Origin of the sequence: Bowmanella yangjiangensis (assembly GCF_018531185.1) — a bacterium.
GTDB classification, from domain to species: Bacteria; Pseudomonadota; Gammaproteobacteria; order Enterobacterales; family Alteromonadaceae; genus Bowmanella; species Bowmanella yangjiangensis.
Genome location: NZ_JAHDJU010000001.1, coordinates 1,458,900 through 1,480,354, shown reverse-complemented (window position 1 = coordinate 1,480,354; position 21,455 = coordinate 1,458,900). Strand labels below are relative to the sequence as shown.

At 48.8% G+C, this 21,455-nt stretch carries 21 protein-coding genes; 13 read left to right on the top strand and 8 right to left on the bottom strand.

All coding sequences use genetic code 11. The features are described 5' to 3' along the window. Positions 1 to 95 precede the first annotated feature (95 nt). The 5 genes from KJY73_RS06655 (at position 96) to KJY73_RS06635 (ending at position 3,469) form a co-directional block, all read left to right on the top strand. On the top strand, positions 96 to 524 hold the full coding sequence (locus tag KJY73_RS06655) for a hypothetical protein (RefSeq protein WP_214341746.1): 429 nt from the start codon (positions 96 to 98) through the stop codon (positions 522 to 524). Between the two features lie 142 nt (positions 525 to 666). Continuing rightward, positions 667 to 1,143, top strand: a complete 477-nt coding sequence (locus tag KJY73_RS06650) for a glycine zipper 2TM domain-containing protein (protein WP_214341744.1) — start codon at positions 667 to 669, stop codon at positions 1,141 to 1,143. 51 nt (positions 1,144 to 1,194) lie between these two features. Continuing rightward, complete coding sequence (locus KJY73_RS06645) at positions 1,195 to 1,467, top strand: PepSY domain-containing protein (protein WP_408611346.1); 273 nt, start codon at positions 1,195 to 1,197, stop codon at positions 1,465 to 1,467. 5 nt (positions 1,468 to 1,472) lie between these two features. Further along, the gene (locus tag KJY73_RS06640) at positions 1,473 to 2,147 is read left to right on the top strand and encodes a response regulator transcription factor (RefSeq protein WP_214341740.1); all 675 of its coding nucleotides are present in this window, start codon (positions 1,473 to 1,475) and stop codon (positions 2,145 to 2,147) included. A 5-nt stretch (positions 2,148 to 2,152) separates the two neighbouring features. Then, entirely contained in the window at positions 2,153 to 3,469 is a 1,317-nt protein-coding gene (locus KJY73_RS06635) for an ATP-binding protein (protein WP_214341738.1), read from the top strand. Here the strand turns inward: KJY73_RS06635 and KJY73_RS06630 are convergent. Then, a complete protein-coding gene (locus KJY73_RS06630; RefSeq protein ID WP_206593745.1) occupies positions 3,444 to 4,487 on the bottom strand; it encodes an AI-2E family transporter in 1,044 nt (347 codons plus the stop codon). The two genes, KJY73_RS06635 and KJY73_RS06630, sit on opposite strands and share 26 nt — an antisense overlap. Positions 4,488 to 4,573: 86 nt before the next feature. Between KJY73_RS06630 and folX the strand changes: the two genes are divergently transcribed. Both folX and KJY73_RS06620 read left to right on the top strand, forming a co-directional pair. Beyond that, entirely contained in the window at positions 4,574 to 4,939 is a 366-nt protein-coding gene (gene folX / locus KJY73_RS06625; RefSeq protein ID WP_206593746.1) for a dihydroneopterin triphosphate 2'-epimerase, read from the top strand. 22 nt (positions 4,940 to 4,961) lie between these two features. Then, positions 4,962 to 5,861, top strand: coding sequence for a TIGR01777 family oxidoreductase (locus tag KJY73_RS06620; protein WP_214341735.1), 900 nt, complete (start codon positions 4,962 to 4,964; stop codon positions 5,859 to 5,861). A 49-nt stretch (positions 5,862 to 5,910) separates the two neighbouring features. On the opposite strand, the gene KJY73_RS06615 is transcribed toward KJY73_RS06620, so the two are convergent. Both KJY73_RS06615 and KJY73_RS06610 read right to left on the bottom strand, forming a co-directional pair. After that, complete coding sequence (locus KJY73_RS06615; protein ID WP_232848412.1) at positions 5,911 to 8,433, bottom strand: ABC transporter permease; 2,523 nt, start codon at positions 8,431 to 8,433, stop codon at positions 5,911 to 5,913. Further along, positions 8,423 to 9,139, bottom strand: coding sequence for an ABC transporter ATP-binding protein (locus KJY73_RS06610; RefSeq protein WP_232848411.1), 717 nt, complete (start codon positions 9,137 to 9,139; stop codon positions 8,423 to 8,425). The genes KJY73_RS06615 and KJY73_RS06610 overlap by 11 nt, the downstream gene beginning before the upstream one ends. Before the next feature lies 1 nt (position 9,140). On the opposite strand from KJY73_RS06610, the gene KJY73_RS06605 reads away from it, so the two are divergent. Together KJY73_RS06605 and KJY73_RS06600 are read left to right on the top strand one after the other, a co-directional pair. After that, entirely contained in the window at positions 9,141 to 9,758 is a 618-nt protein-coding gene (locus tag KJY73_RS06605) for an arylesterase (protein ID WP_408611345.1), read from the top strand. Between the two features lie 57 nt (positions 9,759 to 9,815). Beyond that, positions 9,816 to 9,992 (top strand): hypothetical protein, encoded by a 177-nt coding sequence (locus KJY73_RS06600; protein WP_214341724.1) that lies wholly within the window; start codon positions 9,816 to 9,818, stop codon positions 9,990 to 9,992. Positions 9,993 to 10,043: 51 nt separating this feature from the next. Here KJY73_RS06600 and KJY73_RS06595 read toward each other — a convergent pair whose 3' ends face one another. Beyond that, complete coding sequence (locus KJY73_RS06595) at positions 10,044 to 11,315, bottom strand: amidohydrolase family protein (RefSeq protein WP_214341722.1); 1,272 nt, start codon at positions 11,313 to 11,315, stop codon at positions 10,044 to 10,046. Next, entirely contained in the window at positions 11,312 to 12,724 is a 1,413-nt protein-coding gene (locus KJY73_RS06590) for an amidohydrolase (protein WP_214341720.1), read from the bottom strand. Before KJY73_RS06590 ends, KJY73_RS06595 begins: the two co-directional genes overlap by 4 nt. Before the next feature lie 991 nt (positions 12,725 to 13,715). On the opposite strand from KJY73_RS06590, the gene KJY73_RS06585 reads away from it, so the two are divergent. Then, the gene (locus tag KJY73_RS06585; RefSeq protein ID WP_214341718.1) at positions 13,716 to 15,272 is read left to right on the top strand and encodes a Fic family protein; all 1,557 of its coding nucleotides are present in this window, start codon (positions 13,716 to 13,718) and stop codon (positions 15,270 to 15,272) included. 153 nt (positions 15,273 to 15,425) lie between these two features. On the opposite strand, the gene KJY73_RS06580 is transcribed toward KJY73_RS06585, so the two are convergent. After that, positions 15,426 to 16,037: a tyrosine-type recombinase/integrase gene (locus KJY73_RS06580; protein WP_214341706.1), complete on the bottom strand. Its 612-nt coding sequence runs from the start codon at positions 16,035 to 16,037 to the stop codon at positions 15,426 to 15,428. 369 nt (positions 16,038 to 16,406) lie between these two features. Here KJY73_RS06580 and KJY73_RS06575 point away from each other — a divergent pair, with 369 nt between their 5' ends. Both KJY73_RS06575 and KJY73_RS06570 read left to right on the top strand, forming a co-directional pair. Then, positions 16,407 to 17,003: a hypothetical protein gene (locus KJY73_RS06575; protein ID WP_214341704.1), complete on the top strand. Its 597-nt coding sequence runs from the start codon at positions 16,407 to 16,409 to the stop codon at positions 17,001 to 17,003. A 265-nt stretch (positions 17,004 to 17,268) separates the two neighbouring features. Next, positions 17,269 to 18,951: a KAP family NTPase gene (locus KJY73_RS06570; protein WP_214341701.1), complete on the top strand. Its 1,683-nt coding sequence runs from the start codon at positions 17,269 to 17,271 to the stop codon at positions 18,949 to 18,951. A gap of 193 nt (positions 18,952 to 19,144) precedes the next feature. On the opposite strand, the gene KJY73_RS06565 is transcribed toward KJY73_RS06570, so the two are convergent. Further along, positions 19,145 to 20,086, bottom strand: a complete 942-nt coding sequence (locus KJY73_RS06565) for a tRNA-dihydrouridine synthase (RefSeq protein WP_214341698.1) — start codon at positions 20,084 to 20,086, stop codon at positions 19,145 to 19,147. Between the two features lie 106 nt (positions 20,087 to 20,192). On the opposite strand from KJY73_RS06565, the gene KJY73_RS06560 reads away from it, so the two are divergent. Further along, on the top strand, positions 20,193 to 20,867 hold the full coding sequence (locus KJY73_RS06560) for a DUF599 domain-containing protein (protein WP_214341695.1): 675 nt from the start codon (positions 20,193 to 20,195) through the stop codon (positions 20,865 to 20,867). Between the two features lie 20 nt (positions 20,868 to 20,887). Here KJY73_RS06560 and KJY73_RS06555 read toward each other — a convergent pair whose 3' ends face one another. After that, a complete protein-coding gene (locus KJY73_RS06555; protein WP_214341692.1) occupies positions 20,888 to 21,223 on the bottom strand; it encodes a hypothetical protein in 336 nt (111 codons plus the stop codon). Positions 21,224 to 21,455 lie beyond the last annotated feature (232 nt).

Here is a 21,455-nt window from a genome sequence, read left to right as displayed (position 1 = left end):
CCAGTAACCCTTTTTACATGCATTCAACTTAGCAAATTAAAGGATATTTCGGCGCAGCCGATACTTCATATGTAAACGCAAGACGGAGACCATTTATGTCCACACAGCCCCGTACCCTGATTCGCACGTTGTCTTATTCGGCATTGGCGCTGCTGGCCACTTTGTCTCTGACTGCCTGTATTCAAAGCCAATCCCTCACTGCGGTTGACTCTCAAGACCCGCAGTTGGTTGAACAGGCCCTTAAGCGCGTCAATCATAGCTTCAAAACCTCCTTTATGATGGGCGACTGGTATTATCAAGGTGCGCAAGTGGTCAAAGGTGGCATCAACGCCTACATCCAAATTCCAGCCAAGCTGGATATGGAATTGGAATATCAGCAAAACTATCTTCGCCAGTCTGTGTGCCCATCAGCCGCACAGCAGGAATTCTGGCAGGGAATGGGGCCGTTGTCCTTGTCGGTGCATATTTACACCTTTAATAAGAAGTTCAGCGTACACGCTGAATGTACTAACCCACTAGCCTGAATATTCAGGCGTAGCAGTACAACAGGGGCCTCGGCCCCTGTTTTGTTTGTTTAGCGCTATGCCCCCGCTTAAGTAAAAGTTCAGGCAAGATTCATCCTGGTCGTCCTACTCTGTGCATAACAACGACGAAGAGGATGTAACTATGAAAGCCTGGATGATTCCTTTATCCCTGTTGGCGTTATCTGCCAATGTGCAAGCCGCAGAGCGTTATGCTTATGCAAAAGTAAAGCAGGTTAGTCCTATCTACGAAACCATTTTGGTCAGTAGTGAGCCCGAACGTGTGTGCTACACCACCAGCCGTCGCCACGATGCTACACCAACGGTGGTCGGCGCTATTATCGGCGGTGCAGTAGGTCATGCACTGGGTCACAGCTCATCGAATAAAAAGGTTGGCATGGTGGCGGGTGCTGCGCTGGGCGGTGCCATTGGCCACGATGTTGGTAAAAACGGCTATCGTCAGGTATGCGAAACCCGTCCGGGGGAACAGCGTCGCATCCGCGAGCTGACAGGTTATGATGTGACCTATCAGTACAAGGGCGACTTGTACCATACTGTCACCCAGCACCACCCTGGCAAACGCCTGAAAGTTAAAATAAATGTTAGCCCCGCATTTTATTGATATGGGCTTTACAGGTAGACTTGAAGGCAATATGGCAAGTCGAAGGTAGCAATGATGAAACTGGGTAAAATACTGATATTCACATTAGGTTGTATGTTGGCTACGACGTCTCAGGCTTACCCTCAGAACAAGGAACAGTTGGACGAGGCCCAAGCAGCCAAACGCGCTAAACAACAGGTGGATGGTCGGGTATTGAAAGTCGAGCCGCAAAAGGACAACTACCGAGTCAAAGTGTTGCAGAAAAACGGCCGGGTGGTGACGGTGGATGTGGATAAAAAGTCCGGAAAAGTCAGACCAAGCAAGGACAACAAAGATAGGAAGTAAGCGCAATGCGAGTATTAATTGTTGAAGATGATGCCAGACTACTGACCCAGTTAGATCAGTTGATGCAGCAAAATGGCTACAGTGTGGACCTGGCTGACGATGGACAAAAAGCATTGTTTCTGTTCCGGGAATATCCTTACGATTTAGCCATCATTGATATCGGCCTGCCGGTGTTGGATGGTCTGGATTTGATTCGCCAGGTGCGTAAAGACAAGATTACCAGCCCAATTTTGATCCTCACTGCCCGCGATCGCTGGCAGGAAAAGGTCGAAGGGCTGGAAGCCGGTGCCGATGACTATCTGACCAAACCCTTTCACAATGAAGAATTGCTGGCACGTGCCAAGGCCCTTATCCGTAGGGCCGCCGGGCAGCCAAACCCTGCCATAGAACGTGGTCCCATCCGCCTGGACACTCTGTCAGAGGAAGTTTTTGTCAACGATCAGTATGTGGAACTGACCGCCTACGAATATAAGGTACTGGAGTACCTGTTGATGAACCCCAACAAAATAGTGTCAAAGACCGAGCTAACCGAACATATCTATGATCAGGACTTTGACCTGGACAGTAACGTGATTGAGGTGTTTATCGGGCGATTACGTAAAAAGATTGACCCAGATGGTGATATCAAACCCATAGACACGCTGCGTGGGCGTGGTTATCGCATTAGCCGCCAGCTTTGATTTCCATGCGCAAATGGTCGTTAAAAGGCCGTAGTTTTGCTGCGGCCATGTTGGTGTTAGTGGTCTTTTTACCACTGACTGCTCTCACCCTTGAAAAGGCATACACCAACAGTCTGACCCAATCCATGCAGGATCAACTTCGCATTCAGAATCTGGGGCTGATTTCTGAGTTTGAAGTGGTTAACGGTGTTATTCAGATGCCGGAGACCTTATTCAACAACAGCCTGAACATTCCCGACTCTGGCACCTATGCGCTTATCTCCATGCATATGTTGCCGCTATGGCAATCCGAGTCCACGTTACATTGGCAAAAGCTGCCGGACCTGCAACGCCCCGATGTGGGTGAAGAGCTTTTTCTATCGAAGCAAATTAACGGCCGTACCTTCTTTCAATTCAGCTACACGGCGGAATTTGAAGACAGAAGCCTGATGTTCCCGGTTACCTTTCATATTCTGATGGAAGGCAGGCTGTTCGACAGTGAGCTTTCGACCTTTCGCTATACCCTTTGGCAGTGGCTGGCTTTTGTTGCTTTGTTGCTAATTGCACTTTTGGCCTTTAGCTTGAATGCCGCGCTGAAGCCTATCGGTGACCTGGTAAGACAAATTAGTGAAGTGGAATCTGGTAAGCAGCGCCGGGCCGAAGGGGACTTTCCTCCCGAACTTGAGCACTTGAAGGCCAGTCTCAACCATCTGCTGGACTCAGAACAGCAACAGCGCAGTCGCTATCATCATAGCCTCGGCGATCTGGCCCATAACCTTAAAACTCCCCTGGCTGTACTGAAAGGTAACCCGGATTTACCCCTCAGTGCCAAAGAGCCATTGGAGCAAATTGAAAGTATTATTGCCCGTCAGCTTAAACGAGCGGTAGCCGGAATAGGTAGCGGCTGGCAACAAACCGAGCCCCTGGCACCATTGCTAAATAAACTTATCAAGGCCATGAGCAAGGTACACGCAGACAAGCAACTGGACATACAGCTAATCGACCCTCATGCCTTATCCTTGCCCGGTGATCAAACGGATCTAATGGAACTGTTTGGCAACCTGTTGGACAACGCTTGTAAAGCTGCTCAGCATCAGGTTAAGGTCAGCCTGCATACCAATGAACAGCTTTGCATTGATATTGAAGATGACGGCCCCGGGATCCCGGCAGAAAAACGCCAGGATTTACTCAGTCGGGGCACCCGTTTAGATTCTTATGCCAGTGGGCAGGGCATCGGTATGGCAGTGGTGTCCGATTTGGTCGCCGCCTATAACGGTACCCTGTTAATTCGTGATTCAGAACTGGGTGGCGCCAGGATCAGCTTGCGTTTTCCTTTGCCTTAACGTCATCGGCCAGCAATAACGCAAACCAGCGACCGCCCTGGGTGGACTCCAGGGCTATTTTGACAATCATAGTCAGCGGTACCGACAGCAACATCCCCACAGTACCGAGCAACCAGCCCCAGAAAATCAAAGATAAAAATACCACCAGAGTCGACAGGCCTAAGCCGCGGCCCATAAAACGCGGTTCAATCACATTCCCCATCAGGGTATTGATCATCACATAACCCAGGGCCACCAATCCTGCGGTCGCCGGGCCAAGCTGCACCAATGCCAGCAGCACGGCGGGCACAGCAGCAATAATGGAACCAATGTTAGGAATGTAATTGAGCAAAAACGCCAACACCGCCCACAGCATGAAATGATCTACGCCGAGTAAATAAAGCATCAGACCCGCCAGAAAACCCGTTGCCAGGCTCACCAGGGTTTTGATCGCCAGATAGTCCTTAATAGAAGATAAAAACTTGTCGATCTGCTGAATTTTCATGGCCGGATCGGCCAGGGCAATATGTACCTTGCGCGGCACAGACTCCGCTTCAAATAACATAAACACCACGGTCAACAGGATAAGCAGGAAGTTGGTCATTACCGCCCCTACTCCAGAGAGCAGGTTAGAGGCCATGTTCATGGCAAGACCGGGATCCAGGTAAGACAGCAACTGCGTTCTGTCCAGATGAATATTCAAGGCCGCCAGTTGGCTGACCAGCCAGTTTAATTCGCCTGCCAGTTGCTCTTTATACTCAGGCAAGTTACGGGAAAATTCGTTCATGGAATTTCCCACTAATCCGGCCAGCATAAATCCAAAAATCACAATCAGCAGTATAACCAATATGACTGACAGCCAACGTGGTACGCGGTAACGGCTAGCCCAGGTAATCAGCGGATTACAGGCCATAGCGATAAATACCGATAATAAGAAAGGCACTAATATGCTACTGGCGGCTTTTACCCCCGCCAGAATCACAACAAGGGCCGCCATGGTCAGCAAGACTTTGCTGGATGAAGAGTTTTTTATTTCCATATTCCAAGGTGAACAGACTCAGCTTGTGGCAAAATTACCAAAAGCCTTATGTGTTTGAAACAAAATCAAGAAAACGGATGTGCTCAATGAAGTTGAACCCTGCCATTATTCGAATTAAAAATCTGCGTCTGCGCACCTATATAGGTATCAAGCAGGACGAAATTGAAAACAAACAGGACGTACTGATCAACGTAACCATTCATTATCAGGCTGAGCAGGCAACCAACACTGATGATATGCAGGATGCGTTGAACTACCGCACCATCACCAAGCGAATTATCGATCTGGTTGAAAACAACCGTTTCTCCTTATTGGAGAAGCTCACCTCGGACATCTTGGCCATCGCTGCGGAGCATCCTTGGGTCATTCGCGCCGAAGCCGAAGTAGACAAACCCCATGCACTGCGTTTTGCTGATTCAGTCTCTCTGTGCTTATCTTGTAGTAAGCTTTGAGCTGTAAAGGATTTTTCTTAGCATGCAGATATTGATGACGGGTGGAACGGGACTCATTGGCACGCGCCTGTTATCAAGGTTGCCTGAGGGTTACCATGTCACCGTGTTGACCCGGAATCTAGCCGAAGCCGAATTGGCCCTTGGCCGCAGAGCCACCTGGATATCCTCCTTTAATGAATTGCCGAGTCTGGATGGCTTTGACGCTGTTATCAACTTAGCCGGTGAACCCATTGCCGATAAACGCTGGAGCAAGGAACAAAAGGACAGAATCTGTCAGAGTCGCTGGCAGATCACCGAGAAACTGGTAGACCTATGCCAGCGTAGCCAAAATCCGCCCAAAGTCTTCCTGAGCGGCTCCGCCGTAGGCTATTACGGGCGACAGGATGAAGAGCTGATCAGTGAATACCATCGCACTCCCCATGATGAGTTCAGTCATCAGCTATGCCATCGTTGGGAACAGATAGCCCTGCAGGCGCAAAGTGAACACACCCGCGTATGTTTGCTGCGCACCGGTATTGTGCTCAGCCGCAAAGGGGGGGCGCTGATTAAAATGCTGCCCGCCTTTAGGGCCGGTTTAGGTGGCCGCATGGGTGACGGCAGGCAGTTTATGTCCTGGATCCATATCAGCGATATGATGGCGGCCATTCGCTTTTTGCTGGAAACCCCCGACTGTCAGGGTCCCTATAATCTGACCGCCCCCAATCCGGTTACTAATCAGGAATTTTCTGAAACTCTGGCTAGCGTACTTGGTCGCCCCTGCCTTTTCCCCATGCCGGGTTTTGTACTGAAAATGCTGTTTGGCGACATGTCAGAGCTGCTACTAACCGGCCAACGGGTCATCCCCACCCGCCTCGAAGAAGCTGGTTTCCACTTCCAGTTTCAACACTTGAAACCAGCCCTTGAGAACTTGCTGAAAAGCTGAATTTGTTTTGACGGAATTATAAAAAAACGGGCTTTCGCCCGTTTTTTTGCTAGATCATGCGCCTTAACAGCTCACTGGTGTTAAAGGACAACAGCCGCCAACAGCTTAATGCCCCCAGGATCCCCACCACCAAAGCGCCAACCAGCGGAGCTAAGAGCCAAAAATCCCAATGAATACTAGCCTGCATATTAAATATCTGGGTTTGCAGCAAATAAAGCGCCAGTTCATTAGCCATGGCTGCCATTAACCCGGCCACCATGCCGATTATCACAAACTCCAGAATCACGCTCATGCGAATAAGCAAGCCTTTTGCCCCCAACGTACGCAGTATCGCCAGCTCCTGCATGCGTTCATCCATACTAGACTGTACCTGCGCCACCAATACTAAGGTACCGGCACAGAGCACCAGTACCAAAATAAATTCCACGGCCATGGATACTTGTTCAACAATGCTGCGCAACTGGTTAATACGAGCGTCCACATCAAACAGGCTGACAGTAGGAAAAGGAGCCATTAATCCGGCTAATTCTGGTTTTTTATCACTGTCTAGGTGGAAACTGGTGATATAAGTGGGCGAGAAATTAGCCATGCTGCGTGGTTCAAGCACAAAGAAAAAGTTCGGCTGCATGGTCTGCCAGTTCACTTCCCGAACGCTGCTGACTTTGGCCTTAACCACCTCACTGCCAATATTAAAGGTCAGCAAATCCCCCATCTTAATGCCTAAACGCAGGGCAACTTCCTTTTCCACTGACACCCGAGGTTCACCCTCACTGCTCTGTTCACCATGCCAGGTTCCTTCCACCACATGATTCTCGTGTTGCAACTGGTTACTCCAGGTCAGATTGGCTTCACGCCCCAGGCCCTGGCGTCCACGACTGTTGCTGTCCTCTTCCTTGCTCACATCGGTACGTATAGTTTCCTCATTGATGGCGGCAAAACGCCCGCGCACCACAGGATAGAAATGTTCGATATCAACACCATGCTCAACAAAATGCTGCTCCAGTTTTGGCAACTGCTGCTCGGTAATATTGATCATAAAGTAATTAGGTGTGCCCTCAGGTAACTGATCCCGCCACTGCTGCACCATGTCATTGCGCATCACCAGTACCACCAGCAGCAGCATAATAGTCACAGCGAAGCTGATCAGTTGTACCGAGTTGTCCATCGCCCGGCGGGATATGCGCGCCCAGGCCAACTGCCAGGCTCCCATTCTGCCCTGCCCTAGTTTGCGCCCGACAGCAATCAGACCAAGGGTAACCAGCATCAATGAGGCGACCAGCAGCAGCCCGCAAGCCAGCAAGATAGCGCTAATGGTCAGATTACCGCTGTAGGCCCACATCAGCAGGAAGATGGCCAGGCCCGCTGCCACGAATTGCAGACTTCTTGAGCCCATACTGGCACCTAAGTCCCGACGCAGTACGCGTAGCGGTGGCACAGAAAAGAGCTTCAGCAAAGGGTACAAGGAGAACAACATGGCGCACACCAAGCCGGTAAAAATGGCGATAAAGAACGGTCGCCAGTACCAGGTGTCCAGTGCCACCGGCACTTTGTCGGCAATCAGGCTGGCAATCAGCTGCTGAATGCCAAATCCCACCACACCACCGACCACGATACCAAGCAAGGTAATAAACAGAATTTGCAGCAGATACACCCGTCGTACCATGGCCGCCGGTGCGCCCAGCGTTTTCATAATAGCTACCGGGTCGTAATGACGCTGACTGTAACGCTGTGCGGCCACCGCAATGGACACGGCCGCCAGCACGATGGCCAGCAAACTTGCCAGCAGGAAATACTGCTCGGCACGTTTAACCGAGCGCCCCAGAGGTGAGTCTTCGTCTTTCACTGAGCGCCAGTAATGCAGCTCACGGTTTAGTTGAGGTTTAAGGTAGGCGTAGTAATCATCCAGCGCACTATCCTCTCCGGCAAACAGATAATCATAGTCGGTACGACTGCCCGGCCCGGTCACATTAGTCGCTGGCAGGTCGGCCAGGTTCATCAGCACCACAGGGTCGCCGCCAAACAGGTTAAAGCCACCATCTGGCAACTCAATCACGGCTTTACTCACCACAAAGGCTTTATCGCCTATTTCCAGTTCATCACCCAGGGATATGCCCAGTACCTGAAACAGGCGCGAACCGATCCAGACCTCGCCTAGTGTGGGTAAGTCTCGGGTTTCCTCTGGCAGACCAAATGGCGTATCTGATACTTTGACTACACCTTTCAAGGGATAGAAAGCGTCCACCGCTCTGACATCCGCCAGCATCATCTTGTCATTAGCAAATGCCATAGAGCGCAACTGATTACGCTGAGATACCGCCAATCCACGCTGGCGAGCCTCCTCCAACCAGCTATCAGGAACAGGTTTATCCGAGCCCAGCATACGGTCTGCGGCCAGAAACTCAGCACTTTTGTCCGATAGCGCCGATTGCAAACGTTCGCTGAACAGCGACAACGACAGCACCGAGGCCACAGACAACACAATCGCCAGCAGGATAACCGTCAGCTCACCGCGCCGCGCCTCGTGACGAAATAGGCGCCATGACAGGCTCAGAGCCATGGCATTACCCCGCATGACGCTGTCCTTCCAGTGCGGTCACTGAGGTATCTTCCAGCACGCCGCCGTGCATTTTCAGTTGCCTTTGACAGCGAGCCGCCAATTCGCTGTCATGAGTGACCAGAATTAAGGTGGTGCCAAGCTGCTGATTTAAATCAAACAGCAGGTTTTCAATTTTATCGCCATTGGCCGCATCAAGATTGCCGGTGGGCTCATCGGCAAACAAAATCTTAGGCCGGGTTATAAATGCTCTGGCAATGGCCACCCGCTGCTGTTCCCCGCCACTTAGCTGGTTAGGATAGTGGCTGCCACGATGAGACAGGCCCACTTGCTCCAAGGCTTCCAGAGCGCGTTTGCGCGCATCACTCAGCCCGGCAATCTCGGCCGGTAACATAATGTTTTCCAGTGCGGTCAGGCTTTGTACCAGCATAAAGCTTTGAAAAATAAAGCCGACCTTCTCACCTCGCAGGCGTGCCCGCTGTTCTTCATCCATGCTATGTAGCGGCTGATTATCCAGATAAATCTCGCCACTGGATACCTGGTCCAAACCGGCCAACAGGCCTAATAAAGTGGATTTTCCCGAACCTGACGCACCAACAATGGCAACAGTCTCGCCAGCCTTGACATCAAAACTGATCGGTTGAAGGATCTGTAACTCGCCCTGGCTGGTTGTCACAGTTTTGGTAATCGCCTTGGTACTTATCATATTGGAGGTCAACGTCATCGTGTATTCAGCTCTCAAGGTTATCCTGATTGTTATACCCCTGCTGTGCTTTTCGGATCAATTGAAGGCGGCGCAGGTCAAATTACTGGTGTTAGGTGACAGCCTAAGCGCAGCCTATGGCATGAAGCAAGAACAAGGCTGGGTGAGTTTGTTACAAAATTCGTGGCAGAGTAAAGGCATTGATGTGATTAACGCGGCAATCAGCGGCGAAACCACAGACGGTGGCTTAGCCCGCCTACCCCGATTACTCGAGCAGCATCAGCCCAGTCACCTGTTGATTGAACTGGGCGGCAATGATGGACTGCGAGGCTATCCGGTAGATAAATTCAAAGCCAACATTGAGGCCATGATTGCGCTCGCACGCCAAGAACAGGTGGTGGTATTGCTGCAACAAATGCAAATCCCAACCAATTACGGTAGGCGCTACACCCAAATGTTTACCGATAGCTATAGCCAACTGGCCGAAGCCCATGATGTACCGCTGCTGCCATTTCTGCTGGAAGATGTTGCCTTAAACCCTGAGCTGATGCAAAAAGACCGTATTCACCCCAACGAGGAAGCACAACCTCTGATCGCTGAATTTATGCGTAAACAACTTGAGCCCTTCTTGATCAAGTAGGCATAAACTGAACTACACTTTATCAACCATCAGGATTGAACAAAAAGGTAGGTGAACATGGAAATTGGATCCGCATCCGGTACTAATGTGCAAAATATTCAACCGCAACCGCGGCAGGAACAGCCAGAGTCACGCCAGGCTGACCAACAGCAACGTCAGGCTGAGCTGGAAGTTCAACGTACCGAGCCCGATCCTAATCAGCGGGTTGGCAGCCAGATTAATACCCAGGCCTGATAAGGCTTTGGGTCTGAAAAGAAGAAAAGCGCCAAATGGCGCTTTTCTGATTTAAGGACGCATATACTGGTATGGTGTATCACGTTTCAGGTTTAGGTACCTGTCACGCAGTTTGGTCTGACGGGATTCCATCTTAATAGCTTCACCATTAATCAGTACCTGCTCGGGAGCCTGCATGGCTTCAAGTGGGTCGCCTGACCAAATGACCAAATCTGCCACTTTACCTTTCTCCAGGCTACCGTAGTCCTTATCAATACCGAACAATTTCGCGGTATTGATAGTCAGGGCTGCCAGGCCATCCTGCCAGGGTAAACCATTGGCCACCGCATTCCCGGCATGCTGAGTAGCCAGGCGCAGGTTATGGGTTTCCACGCCAATAGAGACTTGTACTCCTGCGGCATCCAAACGGCCGGCGTTGGCCATAGTTGAAGCCAACATATCAAAGGCATAAGGCAGGTTTGGTTCAGGGTCGAGAATCACTGGTACACCGGCTTTGGCAATTTCATCGGCAACCCGCCAGCCCTCTGTGGCGCGCAGCAAAGCCAGATTAAGTTTAGGATGACGGGCCTTAAAGGCCAGCACCTGGCGGATATCCGAGGCACGACGTGCATCCACGACCAGCAGCATCTTGCCGGTTACCACCGGAATAAGGGCATTCACATCAGCCTTGCTGAGATAACCGTGCCATTCGTCTTTCGCTGACAGGGCTTTGCCATTTAGGGCTTCGGCCTCGGCAAAGGCATTTTCCACTTGTGGCCACAGCGAAGCGCGACTACCGCCAGCATCATCGGCCCCACCATTATTCACCGACAAGCTCATAAAGGCCTTAGGTTTAACCAGATTGTCACTATCACCCAGGCTGATAATGGCACCCTGGCCACCAAACAGCGTATGAGTGCTGGACATACCGGTAGCTGCCAGGGTAAACCCTTCAATGCGGCTAACATCCAGTACCGAGTTGTCAGGGTTGATGGCGTAAGAGACATCCAATGCCGAACCCGCTTTAGAAAAATCCTGCGGCTTATAACTGGCATCTACGGTGCCAGCAGACGAGCCGACTTCCACCAGGCCAACCGAGGTATAGGCGCCAATCAGACCAGGGGTGACAATTTTCCCTTTCGCATCAATAACACGAAAATGTGCTGGAATCTCAATGCCCTGGCCAATAGCTTCAATACGGCCGTCACGAATCAGCACCGTACCGTTATCCACACTGCCCTGCGCAGACATGGTATGTACAAAACCACCCACCACAGCGACATTTTCTGCTTGTGCAGCGAGGCTCAACAGGCCGGTGAGTAAAGCTAAACTGGTCTTTTTCATTTTACGTCTCCTTCACCTGGCTGACCCAATTCGAAATCAGATACCGGCCAACTCTCAGGGCTCTGACGATCAAAGGCCAGTCCACCGTCTATATAAACCCGCTCAGCCTGCGCATAGGTTGAGAAGGGATCCGCACTCCATAGCACCAGGTCAGCATTTTTACCCACTTCCAACGAGCCGGTCTTGTCAAAAATGCCCAGTGATTTGGCCGGATTGGCCGACAGCCATTGCCAGGCCACCGCTTTGCTGATGTCGATACCCGCACGCTGACCATCACCAAGGGCTTTAGCTGCTTCCTGATTCAAGCGCTGAATACCCAGGTCGCTGTCGGAGTGAACAATGGCGCACGCACCTGCCTGATGAACCATGGGAATATTTTCACGAATGCCATCATAGGCTTCCATCTTAAAGCCCCACCAGTCGGCCCACATGGCCGAGCACACATTGTCTGTGGCTAAACGGTCAGCAATCTTATAAGCCTCAACGGCATGCTGGAAGGAGGCGATTTTATAATCAAACTCTTTCATCAAATCCAGCATAGTGCCCATGTCGTCAGCCCGGTAGCAGTGCATATGCACCAGGATTTCACCATTTAACACACCAGCCAGGGTATCCAGCGTCAAATCACGTTTAGGTGGCGAGGGATTCTTGCCAGCCTTGTGCTCTTCGACATATTTATCCCACTTACGCTGATAGTCCTGAGCATCTGCCCACGCCTGGCGGTAGCCAGCCACATTACCCATTCGGGTTGATGGACCACCTTTATTGCCGTACACCCGCTTAGGGTTCTCGCCACACGCCATTTTCAAACCATAAGGGGCATCCGGGAATTTCATATCCTGAATGGTGCGCCCTGGCAGATTTTTCACTGTTACGGAACGTCCACCCACCAGATTGGCCGAGCCAGGTAGAATCTGCAGCGAAGTAACACCGCCGGCTAGTGCACGGCGAAAACCTGGATCCTGCGGCCAAATAGAGTGCTCGGCCCACACCTGTGCGGTAACCGGCTTGGTTGCTTCATTACCATCAGAATGGGACGGACCATCAGGCGTGGCATATACGCCCAGGTGGCTATGGGCATCGATAATGCCAGGGGTCAGCCATTTACCTTTGCCGTCGATCACCACAGCATCTGCCGGGGCCTCAACCTGGGTACCTACCGCGACGATTTTGCCGTTCTGGAACAACACCGAGCCCTTTTCAATCTGGCCGCCAATACCATCTAAAATACTGACATTAGTGATCAAGGTTGCCGGTGAAGGTAAGGCTTTATAGGTGCTGGGGTAAGGGTCTTTATTGATTTCTACCAGAGGTGCGGTAGATTGTTTATCGGCTTTCTGACCACAGGCAGCGAGCACCGCCATGGTCAGGGTGGCCAATAACAAGCGCCCTGTTTGTTGTTTTTTCATGATATCCCTGTAAGTCCGCGCGGGTTGACCGCTTATGGTTTTAGGAAAAATCACTACAACAAATTAACTAAACTGGATCAAGCTCATTGCGACAGTCTGTTGACTGATACAGACCATCGGTTTGAGGCTGTGAGTTATATTTGATCTGACACTTTTGCTAAGAATATTAGACGCGACCTGACAGTAAGCAAAGAGCGAGTTTCTGACTTGGCTTTCCCTGCTGGATATGACCCACCATCCTTGGTGCGCCAGTCCCATTTACAACAAGCATCCTGCCGGTTGCCTTTCAGGCCAGCTAAAGCTGTTCAATCTGGTTCCATACCAGATTGTCTTTACTGCGCGGTAAAGAAACGAGACGCAAAGAAAGCGCGCCCGCTGGATTCCCAACGACGTCAGTCCAGGGCACTGCTAAAAGGCGGTCGTGAAAACGACGTTCCCGACGCGTCTTCCACTCAATTTGCTCCAGGCAAATTGCCCGCCTTTTCACAGCCCCCTGAACCGACCGGGAATTTTTTAGCGGGGGGCAAAGCGGCTCGGGCCGCTTAAGGGGATCATCGGTTCATTCAACTAGCAATTGGTCCATCGACGGCCAACCAATTTTTGATTGCCACAAGTGCGAGGGATTGGAAGCTAGTGCAACTTTGTGAATGGCTTGATTGAGCAAAAAACAGGCTTTGACTAGCTCATTGGTGACCGTCTGCTTAAGACAAGGAGCGGAAGTTCAAATTGCGGGCGTACTGGCAGTGCCAGAGAACGACACAACGGTGTCCGTCGATATTTAAAACAAGAAACTGCTGAATGAAGGCCCGTGGCAAGGCATGCAAGGGGACACTGAAAAATGGGCAAATTTCCATTGCCATAAACTCCTATAACCTCAATTGCTCGCACTATTTATACACAATAAGCGAATTACCGTTCGACACAATAAGCGAAAAATGATACAACGCAATAAGCGAATAATGGATACGCACGATAAGCGAGTAGAACCACCATGGCAACACCTTCTGATAAACTGGCTGATGCCTTAGAAGCACTTCACGACCTTCAGATAAATGGCTCAGTTGCCATACGCTCTGCTGATCTCTCGCGCACTCACCGAGAACGCCTCGTTCAAAATGGCTTCCTTGAGGAAGTCATCAAGGGCTGGTATGTGCCAGCACGCCCAGATGAAACACGCGGGGAGAGCACGGCTTGGTATGCCTCCTTTTGGCAATTTTGTGCAGCCTACCTTAACTACTTAAAGGGCGACAACTGGTGCTTATCACCTGAGCAATCTATCGCGCTTCATACTGAAAATATGACTGTGCCCAAACAGTTGTTAGTTCGAGCTACCAAAGCACGAAACAATGTAACAGAATTGCCTCACGGCACATCACTATTAGATATTCGCGCTGCGCTCCCCGAACCCGCTCAGGTGACTAGCAAAAACGGTCTGCGCATATATAGCCTTCCTGCTGCTTTGATTGCCTGTAGCAAACAGAACTTTACTCAAAACCCCACAGATATGCGCGCGGGACTATCTATGATTAGTGATGCATCTGAAGTTTTGGATCAATTGCTAGAAGGTGGGCATAGCTCTATTGCTGGCCGTTTAGCAGGTGCATTCAGAAATATTGGTCGCACTCAAATTGCTGACGATATTATGGGCACAATGCGCGCGGCTGGGTATGATTTGCGCGAAACAGACCCGTTTGAGCAACAATCCAGCCTAAGCTTCTCACAGCGCGAGCAATCCCCATACGTAAATCGTATAAGGCTTATGTGGCAGAATATGCGGGAAACTGTGATAGCGCACTTTCCCGCATCCCCGACGCAAACAGTCGATAAAAACGCATACATGCAGCATGTTGAAGATGTGTATGTAACGGATGCCTATCACTCGCTTTCTATTGAGGGCTATCGCGTCACGCCTGAGTTGATCACCCGCGTTCGCACTGGAGACTGGAATCCAGAACAAAACGCCGATGATAAAGAGCGGCTAAATGCTTTGGCCGCCCGAGGTTATTGGCAGGCTTACCAAGCCGTGCGCAAGAGCATAGATCGAATACTCGATGGGCATAATGCAGGAGAAGTCGTCGATAACGATCATCGCGTATGGTATCGCGAAATGTTTGCGCCGGGAGTGACGGCTGGTATTCATAAACCTGCCGATCTTGCTGGTTATCGGAATGCGCCCGTTTTTATCCGTCGTTCCATGCACACGCCGCCAAGCCGAGAGGCTGTGCGCGATGCTATGCCAGCGTTTTTTGAGTTACTGAAAGCCGAAGAAAATGCCGCTGTGCGTGTTGTGCTAGGGCATTTTATATTTGTCTATATTCACCCCTATATGGATGGCAACGGCCGCACAGGGCGTTTTTTGATGAATGCCATGCTTGCCAGTGGCGGCTACCCTTGGACGATTGTGCCACTGGAGCAGCGCAATGATTACATGGCTGCACTTGAAGAGGCGAGCACAAACCAAAACATAGAGCCTTTCACGAAATTCTTGGGGGCACTTGTTCAAGCTTCACTGGATGGTAAAGCAGAGCCTTCAATTCCGAATGATTAACGAATAATCAAGATATACCGCGCATGATATACGTAGATACGTGGCTTAATTCTGAGAAGTCAGAAGGTCTGAAATACGTACGCAGCCGCTAGACCTCAAAACTCGAATGGAGGCATTTGGCACAGGAGGGGTGCTCATGCAGCCCTCTTGCTCTTAGACTTCAATGGATTCTGAAATCTCTAATGCATCGTCTACTTCAATTCCAAGATACCGCACTGTGCTTTCCAGCTTCTTGTGGCCCAGCAAGAGCTGGATGACTCTAAGATTCTTAGTCTTCTTGTAGATTAGATAAGGTTTAGTTCTCCTCATTGAGTGGGTGCTGTATAGAGATACATCAAGCCCCAGCTTCTGTATCCAACCATGGAAAATACGATTGTATTGCCGGGTTGAGATGTGTTCCGAGTCAGTAATCCTTGACTTAAACAAGTAATCCGAGCCTAACAAGTTTGCTTTCTTTATCCAGGCTGAAAGGGACTCTCTAGTTCCTTGGGTGATTTCGAACTGCACTGGACAGCCTGTTTTCTGTTGTACAACGTGAGTACGGGTTAATATTGAGCGCCCGCAAGCAACATCTGACACCTTAAGTTTGACCAAATCGCAGCCTCTGAGCTTGCTATCAAGACCAAGATTAAAGAGGGCTAAATCCCGTGTCTTACCTTCCAGTTCAAGCCTGATACGGATACCCCAAATATGAGATATCTGAAGTGGCTTTTTCTGTCCGATGATGCGATCTTTGTTCCAGGGTACTACTTGTTGAACAGCCATGATTAATCTCCTGTTGTTCGGAGAGTTAAGTATGGCGGCTCAGATGAGCGAATAGAGGACATTGCTGAAGATGCTTCGCTCTCACCTACTAAGAACGGTGAAGAGCATCTCACCACGGTTACTCCAATATGCACATAATGTTAGGCGCTAAACGCCCTGTCGCTGATTTTTCTGGCAAACTGAGTAATGCTGAAATAGAGTTGATAAATCAATAAATTGAAACGGGTTTGTGGTTTCAATCAAAGGCATGTTAGACGGCACCTGTCCTTTTCCCTGCCGTATATCTGTTAGACGGACACCCGCTACCTATCAGCCTTAACCGGACACGTGTCGTAAAGAAAGCGTTAGCCATACAAGGGAGAATCGAAATTGCCCCAAGAACTGTACGTCATTAGCTTGGTTTTCTCGTGCCTTGCTCTATTCGTATCTGCGATAACAGCTTGGCTAACATTTTTTAGAAATGGGGAACTAAAGGCTACTCAGCCAACTACAGTGTTTTTTGGTCCCGATGGACTGAAAGACCCTCTAATAAATGTTGCGGTAAATAAAGTTTACCTACGGACCTTGTTATACAGCACATCAAAAAAAGGTCAGGTTATAGAAAGTATGCATGTTTCTTTGAGGCGAAATGAGTCTAATCAAAATTTTAGTATTTGGGTTTATGGTACTGAAGGAGGCCTACAAAGAGGATCGGGGCTATTCGTTCCTCAGGAAGGTGTAACGTTTGATCATCACTTTTTATTACCTACTGATGGAGCTAGTTTTAATTTTCTACCGGGCCAGTATTCATTAACTATGTATGCGAAGCAAGTTGATAGTAAAACTACAATAAATCTTACCGAGCTAACACTAACGGTATCTGAAGCCCATGCGTTACAGTTGTCTGAAGCTAAAACAGGCATCTTCTTTGATTGGGGCCCTGATCAAAAGCAATATCATGCTCACACCAAAAAATATACAAATTGAGAGCATAGAGAAAGGGATAACAAATAAAACAAGCGGGACGTCTGCTTCGCAGCCGCCCCTTCTTTAGGCGTTGAGGCTGTAGAAAGAGTTCAGAAGATTTCTCTGAACCCAAGAATGATCAATAAATGAGCTAAAAATGGTGCCTGTTCTTAAAATCTGGAGTTATTGATATCAAAAACTCTCCTGGATTTTAAGTAGGAGCGTCATCTGAAAAGGAGGCTGTTTTTTTTCTACAGCCTCGTTATGCCTTTTTGAAGGAACAACGATGTCCGTCGAAGTAATCAAAGACCAAATTTTTCAGTTTTTATCTTCAGATGAGCCTGAAGTTATGGCGATCAAAGGTGAATGGGGCGTAGGAAAAACTTTTAGCTGGAAGAAGTTCCTTAACGAAGCTCGTGCTGAAAACAAATTGAACCTCGAACGCTATTCTTACGTTTCCCTTTTCGGCATTAACTCATTGGAAGCCTTTAAATACACAATTTTTGAAAATGTAATAAAGAAAGAGATTATCGACACCGACGCAAGTATTGAAACCTTCAAAAGCAATACAGCCAGTCTAATAGAATCATTCGGAAGGCAATCTGTTAACCTGTTTAAAGGTACGCCAATAATTAAGTCATTTAGTCCTGCCATAGAGACTATTTCTTTCTTGTCTTTGAATAAAACGCTTATATGCATTGATGACTTGGAAAGAAAAGGAAAAGGCCTCGAGATAAAAGATGTTCTGGGCCTGGTCTCACTGCTAAAGGAGCAAAAGAAGTGCAAGGTAGTATTGCTTCTTAACGATGGTGAAGATGGCTTAGGTGACTACGAAAAGTATCGTGAAAAAGTGATTGATACTGAGCTTGCGTTTGCACCCGATCCAGATGAATGTGCGGAAATTGCTTATTCTGAGAAAACACCCAATTATTCAAGGTTGAGGGAGCTAACTACAAGTCTCGGAATTAGAAATATTCGTATTCTTAAAAAGATTGAGAGATTAGCAACTATAGCTCTTCCGCTGACTGAGGGGTTTGAACCAGAAATATTGGATCAAGTTTTACATTCGCTGGTTCTATTTGCGTGGAGTTATTTTTGCTCAAACTCTAATGAGGACATACCTTCTTTAGAATTTATTACTAGAAAAGGTTATTCCTTGCTAGGTATTGGGGATGAAGAAGTCAGTGATCAGCATAAAAAATGGCAAACTACTCTACATGCATATAATTATCAGCTAACTGACGAGTTAGACCTGCTGTTATCTGAGGCGGTAAAAACCGGTTATTTCGTTGTAGATGAGTTCAAACAAAAAGCTGCTGATAAAAACCAACAAATTATAGCATCAAAATCTGAGGGTTCATTCTCGAATGCCTGGCGTCTCTACCATGACACTTTTAATGATAACTGCGAAGAAGTAATAAATGGTCTATATAAGAGCTTTAAGGAGAACTGCAAATATATAACGCCTACAAATCTAAATGGGACGGTTTCGCTATTTAGAGAATTAGGAGAAGAAGAAAAGGCATCAGAAATCATTGATATCTACATTGAAAGTAGAAAAAACGAAACCGAGCTTTTTAATATGAAGGAGAATGACTTCTTTGGAGATATTAGAGATAAGGAGATTATTGAAAAATTCAATGAGAGATATAGCCGGTCTGTTTCTACTGAGACAGCGAAACAAGTGCTAGAGCGTATAGCTGGTAGAAATGGCTGGAACCAAGGTGATGAAGTGGTGCTAGCGAGCACATCAGTCGATGATTATTACAATTTATTCAAAACTGAAAGTGGTCGCCATCTGTCATCCTTTGTCACAACCTGTTTGAAGTTCGGCCAGTTTGCTAATGCTAGCGATCAACTAAAGGAAATCGCGAATAGGGCTACAGAAGCATTAAGAAGAATTGCAGGCGAGAGCGAAATTAATAAAAGACGAGTCAAGAAGTTCGGTGTAAGTCTAGAAGATGCATAACAAGGCGCTGCTGTCGGACAAATTTTCAGCTGAGCTAGGATCAAGGGGTCGTAGTTGTTGAAACAGCTTCAGAGAATTGGGCGGTGACAAGACCGTTATTGCAGTCAATGACCGCTATTGGCACAAAGCAGACTGTTAGGTTTGGTTAAGCTCTAAAATGAAAAGTGTCAGATAGAGTTTTGGTTAATCCAGTTTAAGGCTGTTGTAACGCCTCAACAATCTGCTCAGAGGACTGCATGGCGCGGATACGGGCAAACAGAGCATCAGCTTCCACGTACTGGCGCTTAAGGTACCCCAGCCACTGTTTAATGCGATTTGGATAGTATTTACCCTTGTCACCGTATATCTCATAGCCGGAGTAGCGGGTCAGCAGCTTGCGTACTTCGTCCCAACTCATTGGGGCCTGATGCTGTTTAATCACGGCCGCCAAATTAGGCAAAGATAATGCCCCTCGCCCCAGCATAATGGCGTGACAGTCGGACTGCGCCTGACAAAGTGCCGCATCTGCCGCAGACCAGATTTCACCATTCGCCACCAGCGGCACTTTTACCTGTTGCTTGATTCTGGCAATCCAGTCCCAATACGCTGGCGGGTTATAACCTTCGACCTTAGTCCGGGCGTGAATGGTGATCAGACTGGCACCGGCGGCTTCCAGCGCCAATGCGTTGTCGATGGCAAGACTCTTATCTTCAAATCCCAGACGCATCTTGGCGGTGACCGGAAAAGCGCAGGGCACAGCCTGTCTGACTGCATGCACAATCTCATACAAGCTTTGGGTTTCTTTGAGCAATACCGCCCCACCCTTGCTTTTATTCACGGTTTTGGCCGGGCAGCCAAAATTCAGGTCAATGCCGGGGGAGCCTAGCTCCACTGCGCGCGCTGCATTGTCGGCCAGACAAATAGGATCTTGTCCCAGCAATTGCACCCGGACCGGCACACCTGCGGGTGTTTTGCCCCCATCCAGTAATTCAGGACACAAACGATGAAATACCCGCGCCGGCAGCAGTTGATCTACCACCCTGACAAACTCGGTTACGCACAGATCAAAGCCGCCCAGACGGGTTAGCATGTCGCGCATCAGGTGGTCCACCACACCTTCCATGGGGGCTAAGGCAATATGCGTATCTTTTGTCATGAATTCGGGGTAATCTTTTGCCGGTAGTATTTGGGGGAAAACGCCCCTAGGATCGGGCCGCGCAGTTTAGCAGATTCCTCAATATTGTAATCAGTAAATCCATTCTATGACCTTAATTGATACTCTCGCCCTACTTTGGTTTTTGGCCATTTGGATTGGCTACACCTTATTTGCCAAGCGCAAAGCCAAGCATACGTCCTGCTTAGCCAGTGAGTTGCGTGCCAAACGCACGCGCTGGATGAGCGAAATGCTGGTAAGAGAAAACCGCGTCGCGGATGTGTCGATTATCTCGACTCTGGAGCGCAACATCACTTTCTTTGCATCCAGTTGCTTGCTGATCCTGGCGGGTTTGCTCACTGCCACCGCATCAGTGGAAGAAATTAACGCTATGATCCACCAATTAAGTCTGTCGGAGCAGTCTAATCAGCAGATCCAAATCAAGCTGCTGTTGCTGATTGGGATCTTTGTCTTTGCGTTTTTCCAGTTTACCTGGTCATTACGTCAATACGGCTTTGGTGGCGTATTGATAGGTGCAGCGCCAAACGGCAACAAAATGACGGAAGAAGAGCTGAATCTTTACGCTAACCGCACGGCTAAGGTTATTGATCAAGCCGCACACTCATTTAACTACGGCCTGCGGGCAACCTATTTTTCGTTGTCCACCTTATCCTGGTTTATCGACCCAAGGCTGTTCATGCTGGCGTCAGTGATCACTATGATGGTCATGTACCAACGGGAATTCCATTCCAAGGTATTGAAAGCGCTGAAAGAGTGTCACTGATTTTTACAGTAAAAACACCCTTACCAGCGCCTAATTCGACTTGCAAAATAGCTCAGCAAAGACACCAAACCACCGACAACAAAGGCTTGTAGCGGTGCCAATACAAACACTTGAGCTAGTGTACCTGATATTGAAGGGTTTACAGATCCGGACAATAACCAATCAATATGTACATATAACAAACAGAGACTGGCGCCAAATAAAAATCCGTTAGCCGCCGCTGTGGCACCTGGAAATCCATGTGCACGTAAATATTTAAGCCACAAAAAGGCCACAATTAATGGGGAAATAACCCATGGAAACAATAGGTTAATTAGTACCCCTTCAATAACAAAACATCCAGCAGCCACCAACATGATCCAGATATTGGCCGCCTTATGACTCCATTTAAGCATATTCTCGGCCCCGACAGCGAGTTGACCCACCTTGTTCACCCACCCAGTGCAATATGTAGAAAGAAAAAATAGAGCAAGAATCGAACCAACTCGTTAAAAATATTGGGCTATCTATTTGAAAATGTGGAAAAACCGCGTCAGAAAAGGAAACTAAGCGGGTTAAAACTAATGATGGTTAGGTAACAAAGCGCCA